Source organism: Absiella sp. AM29-15, assembly GCF_003434225.1.
Taxonomy (GTDB): domain Bacteria; phylum Bacillota_I; class Bacilli_A; order Erysipelotrichales; family Erysipelotrichaceae; genus Hoskinsella; species Hoskinsella hominis.
Window position 1 is genome coordinate 21,165 of record NZ_QVFL01000012.1, and the last position, 22,787, is coordinate 43,951.

A 22,787-nucleotide genomic window follows, 5' to 3' on the forward strand; every position below is an offset into this window, starting at 1 on the left:
TTTTTACATAAAAGAGCTGAAACAGGATACTATGAATTTTTATGTTCAGCGTATATAATATAAGAAAGAGAGAGGATGGTGTCTTATGAAAATCGTCACAACCAAAACTATGAAAGAAATGGACCGTATCGCAATGGAGGAATATCATATTCCGGGTGTGGTTTTGATGGAACATGCGGCCATGGCGGTAAAAAAACATGTGGATCTTGTCGCAGATAAAAATAAACATATCGTGATATTATGTGGTCCCGGCAATAATGGAGGAGATGGTTTTGCTTTAGCAAGGCTGTTAAAACAGGATGGATATGAGCAAGTGATGATTTTTTGTAATGTGCCATTTGAAAAGATGTCCCATGATGAAAAAATCTATGCGGCTATCGCAGGCAGCTACCATATTCCCATTTATCAAAGTGAAGATTTAAAAGAAGTAAAGAAAATGTTTGCCTCAGCGGATATCGTCATTGATGCCTTGTTTGGCACAGGCTTATCCAGAAATATTGAAGGTTTTTATGATCAGTTGATTTTAACGTTAAATACCATGCATAAATATGTAATCAGTATTGATATTGCCAGTGGAATCAATGGGGACAGTGGGGCAATCATGGGATGTGGCATACAGGCCACAAAAACAGTATCTTTGGTATGTTATAAGCCAGGCAATGTGATGTATCCTGGTAGTGCTTATTGTGGGGATGTTGTGGTAGAGGATATCGCAATGCCACAGGAGATTATTGTCAAAAGTAATGGAAATGAAGTTATGGATGATGATTTGATTGCGTCTTTTTTGCCTAAACGACAAGCCCATAGTAATAAAGGCAGTTATGGTAAAGCATTGATAATAGGAGGTAGTATGCGAATGCATGGTGCACTTGCCATGTGCGCAAAAGCTGCACTTTCTAGTGGTATTGGTACCTTGACGATTGCTCTTCCTTCCAGCATTAATGCAATCATGGCAGGAAAGATGGAAGAATGCATGCTGCTTCCTTTATCTGATGAAGATGGCTATTTTTCAGAAAAGAGTGCTGAAGAGTTGAAAGATCAGCTGGATCTGTTTGATTTTGTGACCATTGGCAATGGCATGGGTAGAGGAAAAGGTGCGAATGCACTAGTGGAACTGGTATTAAAAAGCAATCTGCCATGTATCCTGGATGGAGATGCCTTATATCTAGCGGGCAAACATCCAGAATGGTTAAAACGCAAAGCGCCAACGATTTTAACACCACATCCAAAAGAAATGAGTTATTTATCCGCTCGCAAATTAGATGATGTTTTAAATGATCCAATGGAAGTCGTACAAACATTTCTAAAAGGCTATGGCAATATCACTTTGATTTATAAAAATGAACATACCATCGTTTGCAACAAAGCGTTCAGCTATATGAATCTGGCTGGTAATAATGCACTTGCCAAAGGTGGCAGTGGGGATGTATTATGTGGCATGCTTTGTGGATTATATGGACAAAGCAAGGATGCTTTAAAAAGTGCCTGTTGTGCAGTATATGTTCATGCAAGATGTGCAGATGAGTTAATCAAGGCCAAAGATTATAATGCCATATTAGCTAAGGATATTATTGAAGAATCATCTCATATATATAAAGAATTGAGGAACCGACAATGAAGCATATCCAACAATTAGAGAAACAACAAATTCCCCAGGCATTGGATCTGGCATGGGAAGTGTTTGAAAAATATGTAGGAATTGATTATACACAAAGAGGAATCGATGAATTTTATCAGTTTCTTCATACACCATCACTTACGAAGCCACTTGTATACTATGGCGCATTTGATAAAAATCAGATGATTGGAATGATAGCGATGCGAAACAATCATATTGCGTTGTTTTTTGTGAAGGATACACATCAACATCTTGGTATTGGCAAAGCTTTATTTACGTATATGTTAGCGCAGATTCCCGATCACAGGATCAGTGTAAATTCATCCCCATATGCAACAGAAATATATCGAGAACTGGGGTTTTGTGCAACAGAGCATATGAAAGAAGAAAACGGTATTCGTTTCCTTCCTATGTTTTACAATCGCTAACTTATGAAAATTATCATAGCACCAGCCAAAAAGATGCGAAATGATGTGGACTATCTATCGCCAAAACAGCGGCCAGTATTTGAGAAAGATGCGAAAAAACTGTTGAAGCAGTTAAAAACATGCTCCATATCAGAAATCAAAAGAACATTAAAAACCAGTGATACGATTGCCAAAGAAGCATTTCTTATGTATCGCATGATGGATTTTAAACAAGCAGGAACACCAGCGCTGTTAGCCTACGATGGTATTCAGTATACCTATATGGCACCTGGTATATTTCCTGATGAATATTTTGCCTATGTAGAAGAGCATTTACGTATCCTGTCAGGTTTTTATGGCATCTTATCGCCATTTGATGCAATATATCCTTATCGTTTAGAATTAGATAATCGTATACCAAGACATGGATTTGAGAATTTATACCAGTTTTGGGGGAAGCGAATCTATCAACAATTAACCAAAGAGGATCATGAAATATTAGATTTAGCAAGCCGGCAATATTCCCATGTAATTACGCGTTATTTAAATAAAAATGATCGATATGTACGCTGTTACTTTATGGAAGAGGAACAAGGTACATATAAGGAAAAAGGCGTTTATGTGAAGATGGCAAGAGGTGCCATGGTGCGCTATTTGGCACAGATACAGGCCCAACATGTAGAAGACGCAAAAAACTTTCAGGAGCTTGGTTATAGTTATCATGAAGAACTATCAAAAAAAGATGCTTACGTATTTACAAGAAAGAAGGACAAAGCATGAAACAATACACATTTGATATCAATGGACATCAGGTGGAAGCACAATATGAAGAAACGTTTATAGAAGAAGTCGTAAAACCTTTGATGAAACAATGGGAAGAAATGGTGGAAAAGAAAAACCATCGTATTATTGTATTTCTGGCAGCACCTCCTGCTGCTGGAAAATCCACTCTTGCGGCTTTGTTTGAATATCTGTCCATACAAGAAGGCGGTAAGCGGATACAGGCATTGGGTATGGATGGTTTTCATCACTATCAATCTTACATCTTATCGCACAGCGTAGAAGTTGATGGTAAAATGGTATCGATGAAATCAGTAAAAGGATGTCCAGAAAGCTTTGACTACAAGCGTTTTAAAACATTGCTGGAAAAGGTTAAAGAAGAAGATATCCGTTGGCCGTATTATAATCGTGTAAAACATGATGTTGAGGATGATGTGATTGCGGTACATGCACCCATTATTGTACTAGAAGGAAATTATCTGTTGTTGGATGAAGCACCATGGAAGGAATTACAGACCATGTGTGATGATTCTATTTTCATCACCACAAACAGTGATGCTGTAAAAACCCGTTTAATCAATCGTAAGATGAAGGGCGGGGCACTGCCACATGAGGCCGTTGCCTTTTATGAAAACAGCGATGGAAAAAATGTAGAACGTGTATTAGCACATAAACTGCCTGCCCATACAACGCTTATATATGATGGCAAAACATATAAAAAGAGTAAATGATGAATGTGCGCTCATTTACTCTTTTTTAGTGGACCATCATAACGCATGATACCACCTAAATCCACGACATGATCATATCCGTTTTTCACAAGATACTGACATGCCCGTTTACTTCTGGCACCGCTATGACAGTAAATATATAAAGGGGAATGCTTATCCGGATAACGATGCGTGATACTTCCAATTTCTTGTAAAGGAAGATTGCTGCTGCCTAAAATATGCCCCTCATCATATTCCTCTTTTGTCCTTACATCAATCAAATGAATGGAGGTATTTTTACGATACTCGGCGATTCCTGCTTCTATTGATTGTTTATCATAGGTTTCTTTTTTGAAAAATAACATTCGTTCACGCTCCTTTTCAAATACTCTATCATATCCATAAGAAGGAAAAAGGTGACAAAGTCACAAATCCATGCCATATTATAAGAACACGTATGATATAATATATAAGGAAAAAACAGGAGGAACAGAATGAAAGATATACAATTATATTATCCAGTGCTTGATCAATACACCCAGATACAGGAGCTTGCCTGTATACAAGTTAAGGCAAAAGAAATCTTAAAACAACCATATATGCAGTGTGCAGGATTTCCGCTGCTTACCAAAGGGGCATTACGGATCACACAGATATTAGAAAATGGAGAAGAAAGCTTTCTTTATGATTTAAAGCCTGGGGATTATTGTCATGAAGTCATGAACTGTCTAATTAAACAAAACAGTGGAAATATCAAATCAATGGCTTTGGTAGACAGTACGATTTATCTGGTTTCTCCTGCCTTCTTTCAAAATGTATTGATGAAAGATGCTGCCTTCCTGTTAGCGGTATATAGTGATGCAATTACAAAGATGCATAAGCTAATGGCAAATAACCAGTTGAAAAATGAATCAGTAGAAGAACGATTATTAGGCTATCTGATCTCACAAACAACCTCACGCATTTATGTCACACATAAAGATATCGCTTTTGAACTGCACAGTGCACGTGAAGTGATATCCCGTAAATTAAAAGAATATGAACAATATGGCTGGGTGGTACTTGGAAAAGGAAAAATAGAAATTATTGACATTTTGGCATTAGAAAAAGAATACAGAAAGGTAAAGAGGTGAAGCATATGCTAATCATGGAGCAATTACGCGATATTGAAAAATTCAGTGATCTGGAGCAACGTGTCGCAGATGAAATATTAAAAGATCCCAAAGCAACATTGAATCTAACAATTGAGGATTTAGCGAAAAAAGCGTATACCTCAACGGCAACGATTGTGCGCTTGTGTAAAAAACTGGGTATGAGTGGCTATGGTGAATTTAAAATCAAGCTGGCTACGGAAATCAATACCTTCGTTTTACAGACAGAGCGTATCATGCAGGAAATGCCAATCAGAAAAGAAGAAACGCCACAGGATATTCTGCAGATCATGGTAAACCTGCATTATCAGGCATTAACGGATGCCTTTCACTCCATGGATATCGAAGCCATGAACAAAGCCGTTGATTTATTGGAGAATGCTGATATCATCACCCTTTATGGAAGGGAAGAATCCTTATTGATCGCAGAAGATCTACATTTAAAATTCAAACGGATCGGCATGCCTTGTGTACTTGAAGCAATGCACGGCTTTCAAAATCCTACATTATATCGCAAAGATCAAAAGCAAGTTGCTTTAATATTCAGCCGCTATGCCGATTCACCTGATTTTAAACAGCTGTTTCAGATGCTTCGCCTGCATGAGATTCCCATGATCGTGGTGACTGCCAATAAAGAAAGTGTACTGGCAAAAATGAGTGAAGCATTGATTTTATTTGATAATGATGAAAGTATATTAAAGATGGGTTCTTTTGGTTCCCGTACCAGTATGCTGTATGTATCAGACTGTATCTATATGATGTTATTTTCCAGACATTTTGAAGATAATAAAGAACGCCTGAAAAACTATTACGTACATATGAAATTAAAATAATAAAAAAAGAAAAAGGAGAAGCATATGCTGGATATATTAATTAAAAATGCAAATCAGGGGAACTTGAAACATGTCAATATCCGTATTCCAAAGCAAAGTCTTTGTGTATTATGCGGCGTCAGTGGATCTGGGAAATCCACTTTGGCAATCGATGTATTGTTTCAGGAATGCCAGCGACAATATCTGGAAGCAATGGGGATGCAGGGCATACAAAAACCAGATGTAGAAGAAATCCGTAACGTATCACCAGCATTATTGATCAAAGCAAAGGCCTATGCCAATCAACCACGTTCCTCTTTGGGGACTATTACCAATATCTATACCGATTTGCGTATGATCTATGAAAAATTATCCATCAGAGAATGTCCGGTATGTCATCAGCGAATCGCACAGATGGCATGCAGAGAAGAATGTGAAAAAGACGGTGAAGAATTTCATGTATCTATCTATTGTGAAGCATGTGGTCATAAAATTGATAAACTGACACGTTCTCATTTTTCCTTCCATACAAGAGAGGGCGCATGTGAAACATGTCATGGACTAGGCTATGTTTATGCCATAGATGAAACAAAACTGATCGATGAAACCAAAACTCTGAAACAAGGAGCTATCGCCATATGGGAGCATCGTTATCTGGATTATATGATAGAAATATTAAAAAAGATGTTTGCTTATTATCATATCGAAGATGTTACACCGCTTCCTTTAAACATGTGGTCATATATACAAAAACGCATGTTGTTTTATGGAGTAGAAGATGAAAAAGTAAAACAGGCATTTCCTGATATCAAGCCACCTAAAAATACCATGGAGGGCAAAATGGAAGGCCTATTTCCATCCATTCATAAAAAAATAGCGGAAGCTAAAGGAATCAAAAAACAGCTGGAGCCATATATCTATACCAAAACCTGCCCTGATTGTGGTGGGGATAAATTACAAAAATACGCAAGAGAAGCAATCGTACATGATGCAACAATTACCTCATTAACACGTTTAACTCTGGAAGAATTAGCCAGCTGGGTCATAGAGTTAGAAGATAGTTTATCACCAGATGAAAAACAACAGGTGGATGTATATCTGTTGGATTTAAAAACCAAGATCAATCGTCTACAGAAAGTCGGTTTGGGATATCTTCAGCTGGAAAGACAGACATCTACCTTATCCGGAGGAGAAGCACAACGCATGCAGCTAGCCGCCGCATTAGACAGTGAGCTAACCGGTATTCTGTATGTATTAGATGAGCCAACACGTGGACTTCATCCACAAGACAGCCAGGGTGTCATTGATATCTTAAAAGCCATGCGTGATAAAGGTAATACGATGTTAGTGATTGAACATGATGTTGATGTATTAAAAGAAAGTGACTATATAATAGAAGTAGGTCCACAGGCAGGAAACTATGGGGGAAGCATCATTGCCAGAGGTACCTATGAAGAAATCATGCAGCATCCAGACAGTATCATCAAACAATATATGCAAGAAGATATCAGTAACAAAGAAAAAAAGCGCCCGGATAAATTTATGTGGATCAAAGATGCCTGTGCCCATAATTTAAAACATGTAGACGCATGTTTCGCTTTACAGGCATTCAATGTTGTCACAGGTGTCAGTGGATCAGGAAAAAGCACACTGGTCTTTGATGAATTAGCCAAACAAAAAGAACGCCTTCAAAAAGAATATGGCTTTGATCAGATCATACAGATAAGACAACAGGCCATCACCACGATGAAACGCAGCAATGTGGCAACGTATATTCATGCTTATGATGAAATACGCAAGCTATACGCTTCACAGCCCCTTGCCAAAGCCAAAGGCTTTACTTCTTCCACTTTCTCCTTTAACTCAAAAGGTGGAAGATGTGAGCGTTGTGAAGGTATGGGAACCATCAAAAGCAATCTCTTGTTTTTTGAAGATATTGAAATCGTATGTCCACTGTGTCATGGTGCCCAGTTTGAAAAAGAAGTCCTCCAAATCAAATACAAAGGATATTCCATCCACGAGCTGTTGAAACAATCCGTGGAAGAAGCCTTCCTGTTATTCAAAGACAATCGCAAGCTCTATAAGATATTCTCCTTAATGAAAGAAGCAGGACTTGGCTATCTTATGCTACATCAGCCGATGACTTCCTTATCATCCGGAGAATTACAACGCCTTCAGTTCGTCAAAGAAATCTTAGATACCCGTGGTAAAAAACGTCTGTACTTACTTGATGAACCTACCATTGGTTTACATCCCCAAGATGTAAACCGCTTCCTCGACATGTTGACAAAAATGAAAGAAGCAGGCAATACACTCATTGTGGTAGAACACAACCTGCAGGTAATCAGGGAAGCTGACTGGATCGCAGATCTGGGCCCACAAGGTGGAAATGAAGGAGGACAAGTCCTTGTATGTGGTCAGATACAGGATGTTTGTGCCTGTGAACAGTCTATTACTGGGCAGTTTCTTGAGGTAAAATAAAATAAAAAAACAATGTCAAGCATAATTTTTAAACAAATTTCAAATATTACATACTCATCGTCCCTTGAAATACGTATTTTATACGCTATAAGGGGCGATTTTTCTATGTTTTTCCAGTATTTTCCATAAATGGCCAATTATTATATCACAAATTTGTCATGGTATATACCAAAATATGAATTTTTTTTAAAATTCAGAAATATTTCGATAATATGGCTTAAAATCAGGGGTTAAAAACGCAAAAATCTGAAAATTGAGCAATTTTGGTCTATACCATTGACTTGGTCTATACCATGTATTAAAATGTAATCGTATTCAGAAAGACAACAAAAAAGAGGGATTTACTCACAGATTTATTTACAAGAAAGGTGGTTAGGCTATGGATCAGGTTTATCGCATTGGCAGACGGTTAGGGAAATTAATGCTGGCTTTACTGATGGTTGTTTCATTGTTTGATTTGACAAGCTTATTTGCCAATGATGAAACAAATGCGCCTGCAAAAGTTATACAGTTATGTGATGAAGAAAACATTCAAAGTACAGAAGATGGTGAATTACTGATCCCATGGAGCAGCACCATTGAAACAACAGATGAAAACATGTTGCTGTATAACGATTATGAAAATACGATGCAGGATAACCTGTATGCAACACCTGATACACTAAATCTTCAAATCGTTGATCACACAGGTGGGAAACAGATTGAATTGGTAGAAGGTACTGATTATGAATTGTATTATACAAATCCTAGTGATGGATTGTTCACAATGAATAAAGAAGATGCAGCACAGTTTACACACTTCAAAATCATGTTCACAGATAAAACAAAAACATTCAGTAACATGATGATTAAATACAATACACATGCAAAGATTGCGGATGTTAAAGAAAATGAACAGGAAAGAAAATTCCTAAATGAAGCAACATTCAAAATTGAAACAGATTACTGGATTACAGAAACCGCAACTTACACTTATACAAATCCAAATTTCAAACCAGTTGAAAACAGTATGAACGCTCAAGAAAACGTAAATGCCATTTACGCACCAAGAGAATTCACTTGGGAAGATGATACAGTAAAAATCAAAGCAAGCGTTACACAAAGAGATATTCCAGATAATGTAGTGATGAAAGCTGAACGAGTAACAGAATCAGCTGACAAAGAAAACAACATCATTACAGAAATCTTAGATCAGATAACAGGCAAGAAATACTACTATCAAGTAACATTTACATCAAATGATGAAGTCGTAGCAATTGATCAAAGCAAGATCAAGTTTGAATCTAGTGTGAAACCAAGCGTTAAATCTAAGCTACAATATAGATCAGCGAGATCAACATCTTATGATAATAGTGGAGACGATCCTGATACATCTGTAGGTAATTATCCTGATAATTACAAGGTGTGGAGAACTGATGAAAATAGGGATCATAACCAAGAATATAAATTTGGAGATTTTGGTGAACAGTACAATTTATTCTACATTCTAGGTAATTATAACGTATTTACGTTTAATTATTACTATGGAACACACGTTGTAGGACCAATGATTGTAGGTGGTGAGGCAACTAAACAATCGGCAAATGGTAATGGTGAGGCAGCTATTGGGGATGGAAAATTAAATATTGGTGGGACCACTACTAGAGTTGATAGTCTACACAATGCTCCAACATATATAAAAGGTAATGCGAATATTGTAAATACTATTCAGACGGATTCAAATGTTCCATTTTTTGTAGGAAAGACGAATGGCACATCTAAGTATACTATACAAGATATTGATGACAAAAATTATTACAATTATTATTACAGTGATAATTATGTTGATTTTGACAAAGCCGAAGCCGAAATTGATTCTCAATTAAGTCAGTTAGCTAAATTTGAAGGTTACGATACAAATGGCAAGTTTGTTGAAAAAGTGAACATTAATGCTGATGATTTAGTAGTTGGGAAAAAAAGCGATAGTTATGAAGTTGTTTCAAGTAATGAAGAACAATTTAAGACTGTTCTTAAAATCAAATTAGGATATAATTACGTTTTTGATAAAGGGGCATTTGAAAAAATAGATGCTATCATCTATGATTATGAAAGTTTAAATGAAGCCACTCAAACTACCACATTTATTAATGTGCCTGATGATTATACAACTTCAGAGGCGGCTTATGGTGGCCTGCATATGCCTTATATTTTCAAAAGTAAAAGCGATGCACTAGGGAGTACAGAAGCAGTAACAGATATTGGCGCATATCAATTTGCTAGTTCAGAAGTAGAAAAGGGTATAAATATTGCATATTTTATGCCAAATGCTCAACAAATTAAAATTGGGTTTAATAAAGCTGGAGAGACAAGTGGATTAAATAAACTTGTTGGTCATTTGGTAGCACCAAAGGCTAATGTTGATATAAGAAGTGGAGATTACAACGGTTCCATTATAGCGAAACAAGTAAGCTCCACTGCAGAAGGTCATATGTGGCCATTCAAAACAGATTTAAGTTTTGGCTTTAATAAATTAGTAGATGGTAGAATGCCAAATGATGATGAAACATTTTATTTTAAATTAGAGACTATATGTAGCCCAGATGGAGCTTCAACTAATGTATCCTCCAAAACAGTAAAGAGTGATGAAGTAGGTAATATAAATTTTGATATGAATTTATATACCAAAGAAGGTATATATAAATATAAGGTATCCGAGGTATATCAAAATACAAATGAATATGAAGAAAATTCACAAAGCTTTTACATCTTAGTGGATGTAATAAAAAATAGTAGTGATGTAGGTTATGGACAATTAAAAGCTGAAGTAACAGGCTACTATAGAAACGTAGAATGTACTGATCAAATTGATTTATCACAAGGTTCAGAAGCTTTAACTTTCAAGAATACTAGAAAAACAAGTGTTAAAGTAAATAAAGAATGGTTTGATACAGATGGTAATACAGCGTTAGATGAAAGCCATAAAAAACCTATTCAAGTGCAATTAAAACAACATTCATCAATTAGAGAAGGTTATAAGATTAAATACAAAGTATATTACAAAAATCAATTGATTAAGGATTTGAATACCGAAACACCTCCAATAAAAAAAGGTGCAACCCTTAATTCATCTACTAGTCATCTAAAGGATGAAATAAACCGTTATTATTTAGATGATGTAGTAGTTGTGGGAGATACAAATTTCACTTTTAATCATGATGGCTTTAAGGAATCTCCATACAACAATAATAAATATAACGGAATCAATTTGAATCTTGCTGATATTAATTCTGATATCACTGTTAAAATATACTATGAAAATGAGGATCCAGCCGCAACTATATTAGGGAAAAATGATATAAAATTAGTATACGAAAAATCTAATGATTTTACCACAGAAACTGAAGGTGAAATAGTCAATTATGGAGATTCAATCACTTTAAATAAGGAAAATGGGTGGACACATACTTTTGAAAATTTACTTGTGAGTGAATTTAAAAATGGCAAAAACTATAGTTATACTTATTCTATTGAGGAAATTAATTCATTAGATAATTTTAATACTCAATATAATAATAACGATGGAATATTGTCTGGTACTATTACAGTTAAAAATATATTAAAGCCTGTAGATTTAACAATTCAAAAGAAAAGTTCAACAGGAAATAGTAATTATTTAGGTAATGCAACATTTAATGTATACAAATATAGTGATATACAGAATGGGGCACCGCTTAAATTTAATGAAATAAATGGTGGATATCAATTAAGCGACTCAGGTGAAGTTGATTTAGTTACACCAACAACAGGCGATAGACAAGGATTGATAAAAATTGTTGATATGCCGTATGGAGATTATGTATTTGAAGAAACTAATGCTCCATCTGGCTTTGTGGTTGACAATAAATATATTTATGTTCATATAGATTATGAACCAAGTAATAGTTATTATCAATTGATGGGAAATAGTAAAGTCCCTAATGAAAATATGAATAGAGTAAAATTAGATTTAACGGAAGCTGATACCAGTAAAATTCAATTGAAATTTGCTGTAGAAAATACACCAAATATAGATGTCCCAGAAACAGGAGGAACACCTAATGATAGGTATCAGAAACTAGGATTCTTACTCGCTTGTACTGGACTTGCAATGTATGCAATATATGAAGTCAAGCGTAAAAAGAATAAAGAAAAAAGTACAAATTAGGAAAGAGAGGAAAACAAAATGAAAGTATTTAAAAAATTAAGTATGTTATTCGTTGCGGCAGCAATGATGATGACAACAGTTTCAACGGCGTTTGCCGCTGAATCAAAAACAGAAAAAGGAACTATAGCGATTCATCGCGAAGGAGCATCATATGATGTTTATAAAGTTCTTGATGCAAAAACAAAGACAATAGGTAGTGAAGATATTGCTGTTTATACAATTAATAGTGATTTTACTAATTTCTTTGATGGAACACATGGTGGATATACTTTTGATGCAGATAAGGGTATTATGTTAGGTACAGAAGTATTAGCATCAGCTGATCAATTGTTAAAAAATGATGTAAAAAACTATAATCAAGATCCTAAAATGCAATTATTTACACAAAAACTTTATGATTATATTTATACGATGAAGATTACTCCTTCTACATTAGCTGGAGTAAGTGATGATGCAAAAGGATCTTCTATTGATCAAGGATATTATTTAGTTCTAGAGAATACCGAGACTATTACTAGCACTTCTAATAGTGGGCGAGTTCCATCACTTGCGATGCTTATCAACGTCACAAAGAATAAAGAAGTGAATATTTATCCAAAAGATTCAGAGTTAAATATTACAAAAAAAGTTGAAAATGCTGATTATAATATTGGTGAATTAAATATTCCTCATAAATTTACAATAGATTCTACAGTTCCAACATATGCAGCAAACTATAAAAATATTATTTATAAAATTACCGATACAATGTCAGATGGTTTAACGTTAGATAAAACTTCTATTAATGTTAAAGTTGGCGAAATCATGGTTATTAAAAATGGTGTTGTAGTAAATCCAACATATTTGAAAGATGGTGGTTTTACTAGTGAATCTAAAGTAGTTGATGGCGCAAATGTTACTTATACAACTTTTGATTTTAACTACGATGAGTTACGTAAAGATGCTCAATTAGGTGTTGATGTTAAAATTGATTATTTGGCTAACATTAATGAAAATGCTGTGGCTTATAATCCAGAAACTAATACTGCAGAATTACACTATACAACTAAACCAGATGGAACTGATTCAGGAATTAAAGATGAGACAGAAACTTATACTTATGCTCTTGACTTACTAAAAGCTGATGGTAGTAATCATGATAGATTATTAAAAGATGCTGTGTTTGAAATTAAAAATAGTGACGGTAAGCTAGTAAAAGAAGTAAAATCTGATGAAAATGGTAAAATCTCTTTTACAGGTTTAGCTGCAGGAACATATACAATTGAAGAAATACATGCTCCAAGTACAGAATACGCATTATTGACTGGGCCTATCACAATTGATATTCAAGAAGACTCAAAGAATAAAGGTAATTGCATAGTCTCAATTGTTAATATTGATGAAGAAATCACGACTAATCCAGTAGTAAAAGATGGTACTATTTCTTTCACTATTTATAACTATAAAGGGATTAACTTACCAGAAACTGGTGGTATGGGTACAACAATCTTCATGATTGGTGGTGCTGCATTAATCGCATTAGCTGGTGTAATGCTAGTAGTTTACTCAAAGAAAAGTAAAAAAGCGTAAAATTATGATATAATGCTTATACGAGCCGATGAGTAATCATCGGCTTATATAGCAATAGTATATGGGAGTGTGCTGGAATGAAAAGACGTATAATAATGGGACTTATCATTTTAATTATGATTTCTGGAATAGGCTTAATGGTCTATCCTAGTTTAGCAAATTTTATTAATAACCAATTTGCCATTTCAACAATTGGTGATTATACCAGTAAAGTTGAAAATTATGATAAAGAGGAAATTGATAAAATAATGAAACAAGCCTACGATTATAATAATTCATTACCTGGAGCATTTCCTGCTGATCCTTTTAGTGGAAAGAATATATCTAGAAAATCCATGGATGAATTTAAAGATTTTTTCATGGTTCAACCAGGTGCAATGATTGGATATATTGAGATTCCAAAAGCTGATATATATCTTCCGATTTATTATGGAACCAGTGATGATGTTTTGAATAAAGGTGTAGGCCTAATAGAAAATTCATCATTACCTGTTGCTGGAGAAAGTTCTCATGCTTTACTTTCTGCACATACTGGCTTACCTTCGCAAGAATTATTTACAAGAATAGAAGATTTAAAAAGCGGAGATGTTTTCTTTGTTCATACGATGGATCAGGTATTTGCATATAAGATAAATCAAAGAAAAGTTGTTTTACCTGAAGAAACAGAAGATTTACTGATTCAGAAAGATAAAACATATGTAACGTTAATTACATGTACACCATATGGTATCAATACGCATAGGTTACTTGTTCGTGGTGAATATGATCCTAATTTTGATTTTACATCAGAGGAATATACTTCACTTTATACTAAACATAAGAATGACTGGTTATGGATGGTAATTGTCAGTGGCTTTGCTATAGTTGGCATTGTAGGCTTTATCATCTTCAAAAAGAAGAAAAAAGAAAGCAAAAGAAAGGAAGGACTACAAAATGAAGAAACTAAATAGTATAACAAGATTATTAGCGGTTGCATTCATGTTCCTTACTGTATTTGCATTGCCAGTTAAAGCTGCTGAGAATGGTTCAATTACAATAGTTGATAAAACTCATGAAGGAGAGTTGTTAGCTGATATTGATGTTCAACTTTATAAGGTTGCGGAATTTACTGATAACTCTAGAACACATATTGTTTTGGATGATACTTTTAAAGATTTTGAGCTAGATTTAGATAACTTGATATCATCTGGTGATGCGGAAGAAAGTGCTCGTCTTTGTGAGAACTTTATCGCGGGACATTCTATACAGCCTTTAGCTGCAACTGTAACAGATCAAAATGGAAAAGCAGTATTTTCAAATATCAATGATGGTATTTATTTAGTAGTACAGAATCAAAGAGATGCAAGTAACTATACAGTTACTTCTACACCATTTTATGTACAAATGCCAAATGTAGACAAAGATGGTAATGTAAATTATCAAGTTACGACTTATCCTAAAAATGGAGTAACTTATCCACAAGAAAGCTATGATATATCTGTAGTGAAAATCTGGAAAGACAACAATAATCGTGATAAAACACGCCCTGAATCTATTCAGGTTGGGTTATATGGAAACGGTGAATTGAATGAAACAGTGACATTAAGTGATATCAATAACTGGTCATATGCTTGGAATGATTTATCAAAAGATGTAAATTGGGATGTTCAAGAAATTGAAATTCCAGATAATTATCGAATGAAAAGTGAAAAGAATCAGAATCAATTTATTATCACAAATCAATTGGTTATTCATAGAGATACAATCACACATGGTATGATTGAAACTGTGAAGGGTGATAAAACAACAGTGAAATCCGTTGTTACAGGTGATACAACAATGTTAGGATTCTATGTAGCGTTGTTTGCATTCTCTGGATTGATGATTCTGGTATACGCAAAACATTGTAAAAATCAAAATTAAAGGAACGCGGAATGCGTTCCTTTTACTTTGATTTTGATACTTGTTCATACATATGCTTGGCATCATCAATATGCTTGTGATCACTTAGTGGTTCTCCTGGAGCTTTGGCTGATATAAACATATATAAGTGTCCATCTTTCATTTTCGCTACACTGACAAGACAACATTCTGCTTCTAGTGTATAACCGCTTTTTCCTCCGATGATTTTTCCTCCATCAAAGGATAAGGAATCACCATAGAGTAATAATGTACTTTTGAATTTTAATTGGATTGATGGTATTTCATACTTGGTTGTTGTGAGAACTTGTTGGAATGCTGTATTGATCCATGCGTGTTTCATCATTTGCTTGAGGTCATGCATAGTTGTGTAGTGGTTATCATCATGTAAGCCAGTGGCATTCATGAAGTGGGTATTGATCATGCCATAGGCTTTTGCTTTGTTATTCATTTCTTGTACGAAGGATTTCATATCGCCACACAGGTTGTTTGCTAGAACATTGGCTGCATCGGCACCACTTGGAAGGACAAGGGCATATAAGAGATCTTCATAGGTGACTTTATCACCTGGCTGTAAGCCAGCAACACTTGCGTTAGCTTCTGCTAAGCCTTCTAAGTCTTTTTCTGTGACGGTTACTTTTTGATTTAAATCATTGATATGATCAAGTGCTACTACACAACTCATTACTTTGGTTAATGAAGCCGGATAGATTTTTTTATTGGCATTTTTTTCATATAAGATGCTTTGATCTTCTAAATCAATCAATATGGCATAGGGACTGTTTAGTTTAATATCTTTGATTCCCTGTTTGATATTATTTTGGGTTGTGATGAGTTGTTCACTTGGTGTTGGTAATTGTGTATTTCCTTCGTTGAGTTTATTTGGGAAGAATTTTCCCATAATAAAGAAGCTGATATCGCCTATGAGTAAGGCAATGATAATGACAAGCACCACATACCATCGCTTTTTATGTATTTTCATTTGTATATGTATCCTTTCTGTTTCGTATAAAAAGTGTACCCCTTGAATGAAGTGGTGTCAATACAAGAAAGATACGCTCCTTAAATTTTTCTTACTTTTGGATTAATGTAGGACATGTATTAGGGAATTTGTTATAATAAAGAAGAATAAGGTTTGGAGGGATTAGATGGCTACGACAATTTTAGTTTTGGATGATGAAAAAGAAATTGCCGATCTGGTTACGTTATATTTAGGAAATGAAGGCTACCAGGTCGTTACGTTTTATGATAGTGAAAAAGCATTAGAGTATTTAAAGCATCAACGTGTGGATTTAGCAATGCTAGATATCATGATGCCGAAGATCAATGGCTTTGAGATTTGTAAATGGATTCGTGAAAAATATACGTTTCCTGTTATCATGCTGACAGCGAAAGTGGAAGACATGGATAAGATACAGGGATTGTCTTTAGGTGCGGATGATTATATCACAAAGCCGTTTAATCCTTTGGAAATGGTCGCAAGGGTAAAGGCACAGCTGCGCCGTTCACAGAAGTATAATCAGGCACAGAATGAGAATGTGAACATTATTGATTTTAAAGGTTTGGTGATTGATAATGATTCTCATCAGTGTACGCTGTATGATAAGCCGATTTCATTAACACCGATAGAATTTTCAATTCTATGGTATTTGTGTAAGAATAGAGGAAAAGTGGTACCGAGTGAAGAATTATTTGAGGCTGTTTGGAAAGAGAAGTATTTTGACAGCAATAATACGGTCATGGTACATATTCGTCGATTACGTGAAAAGATGCATGAGCCGCCTAGAAATCCGAAGTTTATTAAAACGGTATGGGGCGTAGGGTATAAAATTGAAGAATAATACGTATCGAAAGTTAAGAAAAAGGCTGACCGTCCTTTTTCTTTGTTGTAGTTTTGTGGTGCTTGGTGCTGTTTCGATACTGATTGCCATTTTAAGCTATAGTGCAGGGTATTATGGCAATCAGGGGGCACTTACGACATCAGACTTCCTGATGTTCTATTTACAGCATGCCTGGGAGGTCAATTTGTTTTTGTATGTATTGGCTTATGTTTTGTTTTTATACGTCTTTATCGGGCTGTTTTACCGCAATATGAACATTTTAGTATCTGTGTTGGAAGGTAATACAGTAGATAAGGTGCCATTTTTCTTTCGCTTGCTGCCAGAGTTTCAGATTGCGAAGGATAAAGTAGAGGATATGATTGCGAAACGAAATGAAAGTAAACAATTATCCATACAGGAAAAAGAACATAAAAATGAATTGTTGATGTATCTGGCACATGATCTAAAGACGCCTTTAACAAGTATGATTGGATATATTAATCATATACTGGATCATCATGTAGACGGGGAACAGATGGAAAAAAGTCTTTCCATCGCAAATGAAAAGGCACATCGATTAGATGAATTGATTGAAGAATTTGAAGAAATCCTTCGATATGATGATAAAGTGAGTATGTTAGATGCATCGCCTTTGGATATTTGTGCATTGATCAAACAACAGGTGAATGGATTTTATCCATTGATGGAAAAGCGTGGCATCAAAGCACAGGTGGATATTCCAGAGATGCTGGAAATTGAAGCGGATTATGACAAGCTGCAGCGTTTATTGGATAATTTAATGCGTAATGCGATTACATATAGTGATTCTGATTCCATTATATATATTCATTGCAGGGAGGATGAATCACAGATTACTTTAGAATATCGTAATGATGGTGAAGAGATAGATGAAGAGGCAGTATCCCATTTATTTGAGAAGTTTTATCGTGCTTCTACCGCAAGAACAAGCAGCAGCGGCGGAGCGGGATTAGGGCTTGCAATCGCAAAGGAAATTGTGGAGCTTCATCATGGAAGCATTGATGCACATAAAGAAGGTAAACAAATTGTGTTTACCATCCATTTATGGAAGAAACTGGGGGGCAAGTTATGAAAAAATATCTGAACCCTGTGAAATGGAAACTGTTTTTACGTTATATGTTGATACTGTTGATTTTTGTGATGCTGGGATTATTTATTGTCTATATGTTTGATGATGTTTTAAATGGACTGATCATTGATGTATTACAGTTGATCAATGGAAATCCATTTGAAACCTTTAGTAAGCTGTTTAAGATATTCCTGCCTTTTATTGTTGCTTGTTTCTGTTTCATCCTTGTATATTTCCTGTGTAAAGATTTAACGCTTTCTATGCGGACATTAATGGATGGTATGGATGATATCATGCGTAAACAACGTAATAAAGTCGTATTTCCTAAAGAAATGCGAAAGGCACAGGGAGCACTTATGAAAGTAGTGGATGAATATCAGGCATATTTGAAATCCGCTAAGAATGATGAAGAAAAGAAAAAAGATTTAATTTATCTGTTGGCACAGGATATCCGTATGCCACTTGCGAAGATTATGATGTATCTGGATTTTTTAGAGAGTGAACAGCGCATCAGCAGTGAAGTAAAGATGGATTATATCGTTCATGTATTAGATGAGAGTCTGCTTTTGGAAGATATGATGAATGAGTTTTTTGATATTACACGTTTTAATCTTCAGTATGCGAAATGGACACCTGAGGAAATGTTTATGGATCGTATGATGGAACAGGTGATTGATGAGTGCTACTATATGGCAGAGGATAAAGCAATGCAGATCCGTCTGGTTCAGGATTCGCATTTGTCTTTGTATGCGGACAGTGCGAAGGTAGCCCGCGTTATGCGGGATTTGATCAATACGATGATCTATGTAGGAAACAAAGGGGAAGTGATAGATATTTCCCTGCGTCAAAGAAATCATGATTATTTTGTGCATATGCAGGTGGATGGACCGCATTTTCAAAGTGATGTGATTGCTCATATGTTCCATAACTTTTATCGCTTAGAGGAAGTCAATGATGCTTCTAAAGGACATGCGATGGGACTTGGAATCGCAAAACAGATTATCGATATGATGAAAGGTAGTATCCGGGCGGAGTCCATTGGAAAACGATTTAGCTTTTATGTGAAGATTCCGGTGCATGAAAAGCCTGAGGATGATATAATAAAAAGTGGTGATAAGAATGAAAGCAGAAGTGAATGAAAAGTTTCCTGTAGAAATTGAGGCAGATGGAACGATTATGGATTTTGTGGATGGCGAATTTGTGTTCGTTATCAAGGACCAGGAATGGACAGATTTTGAAAAGACAGCACTTCGTCGTAATGAATTAGAGATTGATCTGGTGGTAAAATATGATATTCCCATGTTTTTGATTACCGTATTGGACGCAATTGATACCAGTGATTTTATTTTCAATATTCATGAACATGAGGAGCCTTCTTTGATATTTGAAAAAGAATGTATGCCATGCTCCATCTATTTGATTGATGACAAGAATATGGTAGCTGGTGTAAAACATGTGACATTGAGTAAAGAAGATACAGGAATATTGTTAACGCAACTGAAAAAAGTGCAAGAAGCACCTTATCAGGAAGCGGAATTCGATTGTAATTTGGAGGGCATTCAGAATACATGGGAGCCATTTGAGTTACAGGAATTCGCAGTGATGAAGGAAGTATTTCATTAGTACATATAAGGAAAAGGGCAATCCTTATAACCATTAGGATACAGATGTACGCAATTCGTGCACAAATGTATGCAATTATTGGAATATAGGGATTGTACTTTTTTTTGTTATACAGTATAATATTACTTAATCTGAACAGGAGGAAAGAGAATGAGAGCAGTTGTAAGTGTAATTGGAAAAGATATGGTAGGGATCCTGGCTAAGGTCAGTACCGAATGTGAAAAGGCAAATATGAATGTGATTGAAGTATCACAGTCATTACTACAGGATATGTTCGCAATGATCATGTTGATCGATATTACCAATGGTAATACTTCCCTTGCTGATTTTGCAGCACATATGGAAGAAAAAGGCAAAGAGTTTGGCATGATCATTCATGTAATGCATGAAGATATTTTCAATGCCATGCACAAGATATAGGAGCGTGGCGTTATGATTAGTGCACATGAAGTATTAGAAACAATAAAAATGATTGATGAAGAATACCTGGATGTACGTACGATTACCATGGGTATTTCTTTATTGGATTGCGCAGATAGTGATATCGATAAATCCTGTGAGAAAATCTATAACAAGATTACCCGTCTTGCGAAAGACCTGGTAAAAACCGGTGATGATATCTCAAGAGAATATGGTATTCCTATCATCAACAAACGTATTAGTGTTACGCCGATTGCCATGTTGGTGGCAGTGAGTGGCGGTGACCCTGTGAAATATGCGCTTACTTTAGAGCGTTGTGCACAGGCTGTTGGTGTAAACTTCATTGGTGGATATTCTGCCCTTGTACAGAAAGGCTGTGCTGCAGGAGATCGTGAATTGATGGAAAGTATTCCAAGAGCTTTAGCACAGACAGAACATGTATGTGCTTCTGTCAATATTGGTTCTACAAAAGCAGGTATCAATATGAATGCGGTAGAATTAATGGGAAGAATGGTAAAAGAAGCTGCAGAGCTTACTAAAGATGATAACTGTCTGGGTGCTGCAAAATTAGTAGTGTTCTGTAACGCACCAGAAGACAATCCATTTATGGCAGGTGCATTCCATGGCGTAGGGGAAGCTGACTGTGTGATCAATGTTGGTGTCAGTGGACCTGGTGTTGTTCGTGCAGCACTTGCTAAAGCACCTAAGGATATTCCAATGAATGAAATTGCGGATATCATCAAGAAAACCGCATTTAAGATTACCCGTATGGGACAGTTGGTAGGATCTCTTGCCAGTGAACGTTTAGGCGTACCTTTTGGTATCGTTGACTTGTCTTTGGCGCCAACACCTGCCATCGGTGACAGTGTTGCTTATATCCTTGAAGAAATGGGACTTGAAGGCTGTGGTGCTTATGGTACAACAGCGTGTTTGGCAATGCTGAATGATGCAGTGAAAAAAGGCGGTGTCATGGCTAGTAGCACTGTTGGTGGTTTATCTGGTGCATTTATTCCTGTCAGTGAAGATGCTGGAATGATTGCTGCTGCCAGAAAAGGTACCTTATGTATGGAAAAACTGGAAGCAATGACTGCTGTATGTTCTGTAGGTCTGGATATGATTGTCATTCCTGGAGAAACCAAACCAGAAATTATTTCTGGTATCATTGCGGATGAGGCAGCGATTGGTATGGTTAACTCAAAAACAACCGCTGTACGTGTGATTCCGGCAATCGGAAAACAGGTTGGCGATGAATTAGAATTTGGTGGTTTATTAGGAAGTGGTCCTGTCATGAATATCAATCAGACAGATTGTTCTGTTATGATTCATCGTAAAGGAAAAATTCCTGCGCCAATTCAAAGCTTGAAAAATTAACAAATGAAAAGACACCTTTTTGCGGGTGTCTTTCTTTTATACTAATGAGAAACCTCCATCTACCAGAATCAACTGTCCCTGCACATAACTGGATGCATCAGATGATAGATATATAATTGTTCCATTCAATTCCCCTTTTGCACCTGGACGACTTGCTGGTACCTGATAGGAATAGCTCTTTAAGAATTCCTCAGATTTAAATAAAGTATTCTCTGTCATTTCAGATTCAAATAAGCCTGGACCAATAGCGTTTACGGTAATACCATATTGGCCATAGCTGCAAGCCATACCAATGGTTAATCCTTTTACAGCGGCTTTACTTGCATTATAGGAATGGCGGATAAACATGTCGTTTTTATCTGCGACAACAGCGTTGACACTGGCCATGTTCACAATCTTTCCATAATGGTTTTTCATCATGGTTGGGAGGGCATATTTACAAGCCAGGAAGATGCCTTTTACATTGACATTAAATGATTTATCCCAATCGGCTACTGACATTTCATGTACACCACCACGTACGGCTACACCAGCATCATTTAACAAAATATCAATGGTGCCATAGGTATCCAATACTTCTTGCATGGCTTGTTTTACACTTTCTTCATTACTGACATCACAGGAAACGGCCAAAGCACGTCTGCCCAGTGCTTCGATTTCAGCTTTTACTTCCTCTAATTTTTCTTTTCTTCGCGCAAGCAATGCGACATCTGCGCCAGCTTTTGCATACGCAAGAGCGGCATCTTTACCAAGACCTGCACTTGCACCAGTAATAACAGCAATTTTACCACTTAAATCAAATAGTTCCATAATCACACCTCCATTTATGTATTCT

Annotated in this window: 20 protein-coding genes; 17 read left to right on the plus strand and 3 right to left on the minus strand. The window is 35.8% G+C overall.

Annotation, left to right across the window (positions count from 1 at the left end):
- Positions 1-85 precede the first annotated feature (85 nt).
- The 4 genes from DW761_RS12645 to DW761_RS12660 are packed head-to-tail and all read left to right on the plus strand — an operon-like array spanning position 86 to position 3,536.
- Positions 86-1,618: an NAD(P)H-hydrate dehydratase gene (locus tag DW761_RS12645; RefSeq protein ID WP_117518371.1), complete on the plus strand. Its 1,533-nt coding sequence runs from the start codon at positions 86-88 to the stop codon at positions 1,616-1,618.
- Positions 1,615-2,046: a GNAT family N-acetyltransferase gene (locus tag DW761_RS12650; RefSeq protein WP_117518372.1), complete on the plus strand. Its 432-nt coding sequence runs from the start codon at positions 1,615-1,617 to the stop codon at positions 2,044-2,046. The genes DW761_RS12645 and DW761_RS12650 overlap by 4 nt, the downstream gene beginning before the upstream one ends.
- Before the next feature lie 3 nt (positions 2,047-2,049).
- The gene (gene yaaA / locus DW761_RS12655) at positions 2,050-2,805 is read left to right on the plus strand and encodes a peroxide stress protein YaaA (protein ID WP_117518373.1); all 756 of its coding nucleotides are present in this window, start codon (positions 2,050-2,052) and stop codon (positions 2,803-2,805) included.
- Positions 2,802-3,536, plus strand: a complete 735-nt coding sequence (locus tag DW761_RS12660) for a nucleoside/nucleotide kinase family protein (protein ID WP_117518374.1) — start codon at positions 2,802-2,804, stop codon at positions 3,534-3,536. The genes yaaA and DW761_RS12660 overlap by 4 nt, the downstream gene beginning before the upstream one ends.
- A gap of 11 nt (positions 3,537-3,547) precedes the next feature.
- Here the strand turns inward: DW761_RS12660 and DW761_RS12665 are convergent, their stop codons facing one another.
- Positions 3,548-3,880 (minus strand): rhodanese-like domain-containing protein, encoded by a 333-nt coding sequence (locus DW761_RS12665; protein WP_117452795.1) that lies wholly within the window; start codon positions 3,878-3,880, stop codon positions 3,548-3,550.
- Between the two features lie 129 nt (positions 3,881-4,009).
- Here DW761_RS12665 and DW761_RS12670 point away from each other — a divergent pair, with 129 nt between their 5' ends.
- The 7 genes from DW761_RS12670 to DW761_RS12700 all read left to right on the plus strand — a co-directional run bounded on the left by DW761_RS12670 (position 4,010) and on the right by DW761_RS12700 (position 15,613).
- Positions 4,010-4,648: a Crp/Fnr family transcriptional regulator gene (locus DW761_RS12670; protein ID WP_117452794.1), complete on the plus strand. Its 639-nt coding sequence runs from the start codon at positions 4,010-4,012 to the stop codon at positions 4,646-4,648.
- A gap of 5 nt (positions 4,649-4,653) precedes the next feature.
- Positions 4,654-5,499: a MurR/RpiR family transcriptional regulator gene (locus tag DW761_RS12675; RefSeq protein WP_117452793.1), complete on the plus strand. Its 846-nt coding sequence runs from the start codon at positions 4,654-4,656 to the stop codon at positions 5,497-5,499.
- 24 nt (positions 5,500-5,523) lie between these two features.
- The gene (locus tag DW761_RS12680; protein ID WP_117518375.1) at positions 5,524-7,959 is read left to right on the plus strand and encodes an AAA family ATPase; all 2,436 of its coding nucleotides are present in this window, start codon (positions 5,524-5,526) and stop codon (positions 7,957-7,959) included.
- 379 nt (positions 7,960-8,338) lie between these two features.
- Positions 8,339-12,142 (plus strand): collagen-binding domain-containing protein, encoded by a 3,804-nt coding sequence (locus DW761_RS12685; RefSeq protein WP_117518376.1) that lies wholly within the window; start codon positions 8,339-8,341, stop codon positions 12,140-12,142.
- 18 nt (positions 12,143-12,160) lie between these two features.
- Positions 12,161-13,711: a SpaA isopeptide-forming pilin-related protein gene (locus DW761_RS12690; protein ID WP_117518377.1), complete on the plus strand. Its 1,551-nt coding sequence runs from the start codon at positions 12,161-12,163 to the stop codon at positions 13,709-13,711.
- Between the two features lie 77 nt (positions 13,712-13,788).
- A complete protein-coding gene (locus DW761_RS12695) occupies positions 13,789-14,661 on the plus strand; it encodes a class C sortase (protein ID WP_117452790.1) in 873 nt (290 codons plus the stop codon).
- Positions 14,645-15,613, plus strand: a complete 969-nt coding sequence (locus tag DW761_RS12700; RefSeq protein ID WP_117452789.1) for a Cna B-type domain-containing protein — start codon at positions 14,645-14,647, stop codon at positions 15,611-15,613. Before DW761_RS12695 ends, DW761_RS12700 begins: the two co-directional genes overlap by 17 nt.
- A 22-nt stretch (positions 15,614-15,635) precedes the next feature.
- Here DW761_RS12700 and DW761_RS12705 read toward each other — a convergent pair whose 3' ends face one another.
- On the minus strand, positions 15,636-16,592 hold the full coding sequence (locus DW761_RS12705) for a D-alanyl-D-alanine carboxypeptidase family protein (protein WP_117518378.1): 957 nt from the start codon (positions 16,590-16,592) through the stop codon (positions 15,636-15,638).
- Between the two features lie 166 nt (positions 16,593-16,758).
- On the opposite strand from DW761_RS12705, the gene vanR reads away from it, so the two are divergent.
- The 6 genes from vanR to DW761_RS12735 all read left to right on the plus strand — a co-directional run bounded on the left by vanR (position 16,759) and on the right by DW761_RS12735 (position 21,952).
- A complete protein-coding gene (vanR, locus tag DW761_RS12710) occupies positions 16,759-17,451 on the plus strand; it encodes a VanR-ABDEGLN family response regulator transcription factor (RefSeq protein WP_117452787.1) in 693 nt (230 codons plus the stop codon).
- Positions 17,441-18,541 carry a sensor histidine kinase gene (locus tag DW761_RS12715; protein ID WP_117452786.1) on the plus strand — a complete coding sequence of 367 codons (1,101 nt, stop codon included), beginning with the start codon at positions 17,441-17,443 and terminating at the stop codon, positions 18,539-18,541. The genes vanR and DW761_RS12715 overlap by 11 nt, the downstream gene beginning before the upstream one ends.
- Positions 18,538-19,677 (plus strand): sensor histidine kinase, encoded by a 1,140-nt coding sequence (locus tag DW761_RS12720; RefSeq protein WP_117518379.1) that lies wholly within the window; start codon positions 18,538-18,540, stop codon positions 19,675-19,677. Before DW761_RS12715 ends, DW761_RS12720 begins: the two co-directional genes overlap by 4 nt.
- A complete protein-coding gene (locus tag DW761_RS12725; protein WP_117518380.1) occupies positions 19,658-20,161 on the plus strand; it encodes a hypothetical protein in 504 nt (167 codons plus the stop codon). Before DW761_RS12720 ends, DW761_RS12725 begins: the two co-directional genes overlap by 20 nt.
- A 150-nt stretch (positions 20,162-20,311) precedes the next feature.
- Positions 20,312-20,581 carry an ACT domain-containing protein gene (locus tag DW761_RS12730; protein ID WP_117452783.1) on the plus strand — a complete coding sequence of 90 codons (270 nt, stop codon included), beginning with the start codon at positions 20,312-20,314 and terminating at the stop codon, positions 20,579-20,581.
- A 12-nt stretch (positions 20,582-20,593) separates the two neighbouring features.
- A complete protein-coding gene (locus DW761_RS12735) occupies positions 20,594-21,952 on the plus strand; it encodes a PFL family protein (RefSeq protein WP_117452782.1) in 1,359 nt (452 codons plus the stop codon).
- A gap of 36 nt (positions 21,953-21,988) precedes the next feature.
- Here the strand turns inward: DW761_RS12735 and DW761_RS12740 are convergent, their stop codons facing one another.
- A complete protein-coding gene (locus tag DW761_RS12740; RefSeq protein WP_199485634.1) occupies positions 21,989-22,762 on the minus strand; it encodes an SDR family NAD(P)-dependent oxidoreductase in 774 nt (257 codons plus the stop codon).
- Between the last annotated feature and the right edge of the window lie 25 nt (positions 22,763-22,787).

Coding starts and splice junctions, on each gene's coding strand:
- DW761_RS12645 (WP_117518371.1), top strand. CDS start 86: ATGAAAATCGTCACAACCAAAACTATGAAAGAAATGGACCGTATCGCA.
- DW761_RS12650 (WP_117518372.1), top strand. CDS start 1,615: ATGAAGCATATCCAACAATTAGAGAAACAACAAATTCCCCAGGCATTG.
- yaaA (WP_117518373.1), top strand. CDS start 2,050: ATGAAAATTATCATAGCACCAGCCAAAAAGATGCGAAATGATGTGGAC.
- DW761_RS12660 (WP_117518374.1), top strand. CDS start 2,802: ATGAAACAATACACATTTGATATCAATGGACATCAGGTGGAAGCACAA.
- DW761_RS12665 (WP_117452795.1), bottom strand. CDS start 3,880: ATGTTATTTTTCAAAAAAGAAACCTATGATAAACAATCAATAGAAGCA.
- DW761_RS12670 (WP_117452794.1), top strand. CDS start 4,010: ATGAAAGATATACAATTATATTATCCAGTGCTTGATCAATACACCCAG.
- DW761_RS12675 (WP_117452793.1), top strand. CDS start 4,654: ATGCTAATCATGGAGCAATTACGCGATATTGAAAAATTCAGTGATCTG.
- DW761_RS12680 (WP_117518375.1), top strand. CDS start 5,524: ATGCTGGATATATTAATTAAAAATGCAAATCAGGGGAACTTGAAACAT.
- DW761_RS12685 (WP_117518376.1), top strand. CDS start 8,339: ATGGATCAGGTTTATCGCATTGGCAGACGGTTAGGGAAATTAATGCTG.
- DW761_RS12690 (WP_117518377.1), top strand. CDS start 12,161: ATGAAAGTATTTAAAAAATTAAGTATGTTATTCGTTGCGGCAGCAATG.
- DW761_RS12695 (WP_117452790.1), top strand. CDS start 13,789: ATGAAAAGACGTATAATAATGGGACTTATCATTTTAATTATGATTTCT.
- DW761_RS12700 (WP_117452789.1), top strand. CDS start 14,645: ATGAAGAAACTAAATAGTATAACAAGATTATTAGCGGTTGCATTCATG.
- DW761_RS12705 (WP_117518378.1), bottom strand. CDS start 16,592: ATGAAAATACATAAAAAGCGATGGTATGTGGTGCTTGTCATTATCATT.
- vanR (WP_117452787.1), top strand. CDS start 16,759: ATGGCTACGACAATTTTAGTTTTGGATGATGAAAAAGAAATTGCCGAT.
- DW761_RS12720 (WP_117518379.1), top strand. CDS start 18,538: ATGAAAAAATATCTGAACCCTGTGAAATGGAAACTGTTTTTACGTTAT.
- DW761_RS12725 (WP_117518380.1), top strand. CDS start 19,658: ATGAAAGCAGAAGTGAATGAAAAGTTTCCTGTAGAAATTGAGGCAGAT.
- DW761_RS12730 (WP_117452783.1), top strand. CDS start 20,312: ATGAGAGCAGTTGTAAGTGTAATTGGAAAAGATATGGTAGGGATCCTG.
- DW761_RS12735 (WP_117452782.1), top strand. CDS start 20,594: ATGATTAGTGCACATGAAGTATTAGAAACAATAAAAATGATTGATGAA.
- DW761_RS12740 (WP_199485634.1), bottom strand. CDS start 22,762: ATGGAACTATTTGATTTAAGTGGTAAAATTGCTGTTATTACTGGTGCA.